This is a genomic window from Alcanivorax sp. (genome assembly GCF_051117345.1).
Taxonomy (GTDB): Bacteria; Pseudomonadota; Gammaproteobacteria; order Pseudomonadales; family Alcanivoracaceae; genus Alcanivorax.
Map to the genome: position 1 here is coordinate 1 of NZ_JBNPEC010000244.1, position 6112 is coordinate 6112.

A 6112-nucleotide genomic window follows, 5' to 3' on the forward strand; every position below is an offset into this window, starting at 1 on the left:
GCTCGGTGCCGTAACGGGCCTGATCTTCACCACCCTTACCGGAGTTGGAGCGGCCACCCAGACGGTTCATGGCGGTGGCGATGGCCTCGTGGGCCTCCGGGCTGAGAGCACCGAGGGACATGCCCGCGGAGTCAAAGCGCAGCAGGATGTTCTCCAGCGGCTCCACCTGCTCCACATCAATGGCTTCCACGTCATCGCGCAGGGCAAAGAGGTCGCGCAGGGTGGCCACAGGACGCTTGTTGACCAGCTCGGCGTACTCTTTGTAGGCGTCGTAGTCACTGTCCTGGGTAGCCCGATGCAGGGCATAGATCACGTCCGGGTTAAAGGCGTGATACTCCTTGCCGTGGATATACTTGAGAATGCCGCCGGCATCGATTGGCTTGCGCTGCTTCCAGGCATCCTTCGCCAGGCTCTTCTGGTCCGCTTCGAAATCCTCGAAGCTGGCACCCTGGATACGGCTGGGCACACCACGGAAACACAGATCCACCACATCACTGGCAACCCCCACCGCTTCAAACAGCTGGGCACCGCGGTAGGACGTAATGGTGGAGATCCCCATCTTGGAAAGGATCTTCATCAGGCCCTTGTTGATGCCCTTGCGGAAGTTCTTCTGCAACTCCACGGCATCGCCGAGCAGTTCGCCGGAGCGCACCATGTCGGAGATCACATCGTAGGCCAGATACGGATAAACGGCAGTAGCGCCGAAACCGAACAGCACTGCAAAGTGATGGGAATCCCGCGCGGTGGCCGTTTCCACAATGATGTTGGCGTCGGAACGCAGACCTTTTTCGGTCAGGTAATGATGCACCGCGCCGGTGGCCATCAGGGCGTGAATGGTCAACTGGTCCTGGGCAATACCGTGGTCGGTAAGCACCAGAATGACCTTGCCATCACGGGTCGCCTGAGCAGCCTGCTCGCAAAGGTTTTCCACCGCCTGACGCAGACCGATCTGCGGGTCGTAATGCAGGCTCAACTTGGCCACATCATACCCGGGACGACCAATCTTCATCAGGTTGGTGAACTTGGAATGAGACAGCACCGGGGTGGACAGAATCGCCCGGTCGGCGTGGTCCGCGGTTTCCTCGAACACATTCCGCTCGGCACCCACACAGGTTTCCAGGCTCATCACGATCGCTTCGCGCAGCGGGTCGATGGGCGGGTTGGTCACCTGAGCAAACTGTTGGCGGAAGTAGTCGTACAGGGAGCGCTCGCGACGGGACAGCACCGCCATGGGCGTGTCATCACCCATGGAACCGGTAGCTTCCTGACCGGACTCTGCCAGCGGGCGAAGTACCTGATCGCGCTCTTCAAAGCTGATCTGGAAAAACTTCTGGTAGCTGAGCAGATCCTGCTGATCCACCTCGTCGGTACGCTCCACTTCGTGGTCGTAGTCCGCTTCGATACGCAGGGCATTACCTTTCAGCCAGTCCCGGTAGGGGTGGCGCACCTTGAGACGGTTGTCGATGTCCTTGGTGTGCAGCACTTCACCGGTTTCGGTATCAATGGCCAGGATCTGACCTGGCCCGACCCGGCCCTTGGCCACCACGTCTTCCGGCTTGTAGCCGTACACGCCAATTTCCGAGGCCAGGGTAATAAAGCCGTTCTTGGTCACTACCCAGCGGGCCGGGCGCAGACCGTTACGGTCGAGCATACAGACAGCATAACGGCCGTCGGTCATCACCAGGCCGGCAGGACCGTCCCAGGGCTCCATATGCATGGAGTTATATTCGTAGAAAGCCCGCAGATCGGAATCCATGGTTTCCACGTTCTGCCAGGCCGGCGGGATCATCATGCGCACGGCGCGGAACAGATCCATGCCGCCAGCCAGCAACACTTCCAGCATGTTATCCATACTGGAGGAATCGGAACCGGTACGATTAACCAGCGGGCTCAGCGCTTCCAGACCGGGCAACAGTTCATTTTCGAACTTGTTTTCCCGGGCCAGCGCCCAGTTACGGTTGCCCTGTACGGTATTGATTTCACCGTTGTGGGCCAGATACCGGAACGGCTGGGCCAGCGGCCACTGCGGCGAAGTATTGGTGGAGAAGCGCTGATGGAACACCACAATAGCGGTTTCCATGGCACTGTCACCCAGGTCCGGGAAGAAGGCCGGCAGGTCCACCGGCATCATCAGCCCCTTGTAGGAAATCACCGAGGCAGACAGGGAGCAGACGTAGAAGTAGCCATCGCTCTCCAGCGCCTTCTCCGCATGACGGCGGGCGAAGAACAGGCGGCGGTTAAGCTCCTGCTCGGTGTTACCGTCAGCCGCCACCAGCACCTGCCAGAAGCCGGGCAGAGAGGCACGGGCCAGATCACCGAGACAGGTGTCATCGGTGGGCACTTCCCGCCAGCCCAGCACCTTCACGTCCTGCGCTTCCAGGGCCGTATTGATGGCGGCTTTCTGCTGTTCGGCCTGGTCGGCGTCCGGGTGGGTAAAGATCATCCCCACGCCATAGTTGTCCGGCAGACTAATGGATTGAGCTTCCGCAACCTTGCGGAAGAAAGAATCGGGTTTCTTGAGCAACAGACCGCAGCCATCACCGGTTTTTCCATCGGCATTAATGCCGCCCCGGTGAGTCATACATGTCAGTGCTTCGATGGCCGTTTGCAAAAGCTCGTGGCTGGCGTTGCCCTCCATATGGGCAATCAGACCAAAACCACAGTTGTCCCGGAATTCTCCGGGCTCGGTGAGCCCTCGCACCAGCGTTGAGTTCTGCTGCATCAAAACCTTTCCTCTTGAAATTCAGAGACTTACAGAAGGCGAATGGCGTCAGGATAGTGGTGACGGCAAAAAAGGGATATGCATTCTACACATTGCGCCCTTGGGCGACAAATTGAACAGCCACCCAAGGGGGTTTTTCGTTTTTAAAGTTCGTTGCGAATGTCGGCCATATTGCGGGGAAAAGGGCCAGCAGAGCGCAACTTTGCAGGCAACGTCGACTTTGCGTCCAGCGCCGCCTGGCGGCTGGAATAGTCCCCGGAGAGCACCAGATAGACCGCTTTTCCATTGCGCTCGGCGCGATAATAGGCACCCCGGCGCTCCAGCTGATCCAGAACTCCGCGAGCATTGGCCTCCTGGCTGGTCACGGTAATCTGCAGGAACCAGCGGCTATCATCCAGCGTTGCCAGCCAGTCTTCCCGCTGGTAGCCCAACTCCGCATCCAGGCCGCTCAGCGCCGGCTCGCTGGCGGGCACTGTATCAGGCTCGGCCGGCGTTTTGGCAGGCGCTTCCTGCGATTGCTCTTTCGGCTCGGGTGCCACTGTCTCCGCAGACTCCTGTACCACACGCACTTCCTGCTCCTCTCGGGCAGGTGCGGACTGCATGACCGGATCCGTTACCGGCGTCAGGGACACACTGCCCGCATCGCTATCCGACATAGGATCAGGCTCAGCGGCCCGGCGATCGGGAAGGTCTTCCAGTCTGGCCACCGGCTCCATGGAAGACGCCAGCGGACGAGTCTGAGGCTCTTGAGCTTCGACAGCAGCCCCCTCTTCAGCGCCGGATTGCTCCGGAACCGGAAGGGCAAGCTGACGCGACGCTCCTTGCCCGGAGCCGTCATCGCTGCCACCGGTGAACACCGACCAGATAATGACTACCACGGCCAGAAGACCAACCACCGCTGCCACGTGGCGCCATGGAGGGGTCACTGCAGCACGCTGCTCCTGATCATCTTCTTCATAGTCAGCACCGGCCTCAACAGGGCTCTCTGCCTCATCATCAATCGCCGACGCAGAAAGATGAAGCTCTTCCTGCGAGTCATCATCAACCGGGCGAGATGCAAATACGGCGGCAGGCTCGGCGTCATCCTCCTCTTCAGACGCTGCGGACATCACCGGGACACCGGCATCACCGCTGCGCAGCATCTCAAGAAGCCGGGCAATATTGCCGTCACTGTCATGACGCAGACGCTCCGCCTCGGCTTCATCCAGCTCAAACCCCAACACAAACCAGGCAAAATCCTGAATATCATCGGCAACCAGTGAGGGGAGATCGAGCACATCATCCAGGGCCAGATCCGCCCCCTTCAGCTTCTCCACCGTGCCGGGCAGGCCACCGAACAGATAACCCAGACGGGCACCCAGTTTCTGCTTCAGGGCAGCCATTGTTGCAACCGCCTCGTCCAGCAAATCTTCGCTGTTATCGACTACCACCAGGATCCGGCCGTCTACCAGGGTTTCCCGAAGCTTGTCAGGCAGTGCAGCGCGGTCAATATCGAAGTGCCGCAGCAGGGATTCGACGACCACATTGGCATTATGTTCTGCCGCACCATCAATCCGGACGATCTCCATATCGCCAAGCAGCGCCATCACCGTGTGGCCAAGCAGGGTGGACACGCCGCTACCACTGTCCCCCTCCAGCGCCACCACGGAACCCAGGCCAGCATGGGCAGTCAGCGCATCCAGATAATCGCCCCGCGATGCACCACTGAAAAAACGATCATCATCATGTTCCACAAAAAGCCTCCAGCGTCTGCTGTAATGCCACTGCATCATAGTCTGCCGTGACCACAGCCTCACCCAGCTGTCGCAGCAAGACAAGACGAAGCTGACCATTCTGCACTTTCTTGTCCAGTGCCATCAGATCCATGAACTGGTCCGGGGTCATCCCCGGAGGGGTCGCAACCGGCAATTGCCACTGCGCCAGCACCTCCGAGAGGCCGTGCTCCAGCGCGGCATTCACCCAGCCAAGCCTGACCGACATGTGCACCGCCATCAGCATACCGACCGCTACCGCCTCACCATGAAGCCACTGACTATATCCCGTGGCCGTCTCTATCGCATGGCCAAAGGTGTGGCCCAGATTAAGCAGGGCACGATTGCCCTGCTCGGTTTCGTCATCGACCACCACCTGCGCCTTATTCTCGCAACTGCGGTAGATGGCTTCGGATAATGCCTCTGTGTTTCTGGACAACAGCTTGCCGTTGTTGGTTTCCAGCCAATGGTAAAAATCCGGATCGCGAATCAAGCCATACTTGATCACTTCCGCATAGCCCGCCGCCAGCTCCCGCTGCGGCAGGGTGGCCAACACATCAGTGTCTATCAACACCAGCCGCGGCTGATGAAACGCGCCGATCATGTTCTTTCCGCGAGGGTGATTGACCGCGGTCTTGCCACCCACAGAGGAATCCACTTGGGCCAGTAGCGTGGTTGGCACCTGGATAAAGTCCACCCCTCGCTGATAACAGGCCGCCGCGAAACCGACCATATCGCCGATCACACCACCACCCAGCGCAATCAAGGTCGTGGTTCGCGAATGGCGCTTGGCCATCAGGGCATCAAAAATGCTTTCCAGCGTTTCCAGGGTCTTGAACTTTTCCCCGTCCGGCAGGACCAGAGTATCGCACTGCAATGCAGCGAAATGGCGGGTCAGTCGCTCCAGATACAGAGGAGCAATGGTCTCATTGGTAATGATCATTACCTGATTGCCGCGTACCTGCTCGGCAAGGGGAAAGGTGTCGAGTAAGCCGGCTCCGATATGAATCGGGTAACTACGCTCGGCCAGGGCCACCTGAAGTGTTCGCATTGGGTCTCCGACAGACATTTGGATCTATGCAAGGACAAGAGGGGGGGATCAGGCAATTCTTGCAGACCAGAGATGAAAGCATCATAACCATGCCGCCACCATCCAGTCGCGATGCGAACACCGCCTCTCACCGCCTCTCACCGCCACATTATCCTTGCCGGTGAGACACCAAACAAGCCAACACGTCATCCGCCACCTTTTTCAGGTTTCCTGACGCGGTGGACACCACGTGATGAGACACTTGTCTGTAGAGGGGATCCCGCTCGGCAAACAACGCCTCCAGCTTGGCGCGCGGATCCGCCGTTTGCAGCAGAGGGCGATTCTTGTCATTGCGGGTACGGGCAAGCTGAACGTCGACAGGGGTCCACAGATAGACCACGCAGCCGCGCTCATGAAGCATATCCCGATTCTCGGGCGTCACCACGACACCACCACCGGTGGCCAACACGATACCGTCCTGGCGGGTGAGCTCATCAATCGCTTCCTGCTCACGACGGCGAAAACCAGCCTCGCCTTCCATATCGAAGATCCACGGGATATCTGCTCCCGTCTTTTCCTCAATAACCCGGTCAGAATCGAAGAAGGGAT

Annotated in this window: 4 protein-coding genes; all 4 read right to left on the reverse strand. The window is 59.1% G+C overall.

Features of this window, described 5'->3' with window-relative positions:
* A partial coding sequence (gene gltB, locus ACFE0K_RS15335) for a glutamate synthase large subunit (RefSeq protein WP_434536893.1) occupies positions 1-2722 on the reverse strand: 2722 nt, incomplete at its 3' end.
* Between the two features lie 143 nt (positions 2723-2865).
* Positions 2866-4455, reverse strand: coding sequence for an SPOR domain-containing protein (locus ACFE0K_RS15340; protein WP_434536894.1), 1590 nt, complete (start codon positions 4453-4455; stop codon positions 2866-2868).
* On the reverse strand, positions 4445-5524 hold the full coding sequence (gene aroB, locus ACFE0K_RS15345) for a 3-dehydroquinate synthase (RefSeq protein WP_434536895.1): 1080 nt from the start codon (positions 5522-5524) through the stop codon (positions 4445-4447). The genes ACFE0K_RS15340 and aroB overlap by 11 nt, the downstream gene beginning before the upstream one ends.
* Positions 5525-5672: 148 nt before the next feature.
* The coding region (locus ACFE0K_RS15350) for a shikimate kinase (protein ID WP_434536897.1) at positions 5673-6112 on the reverse strand (440 nt) is incomplete at its 5' end.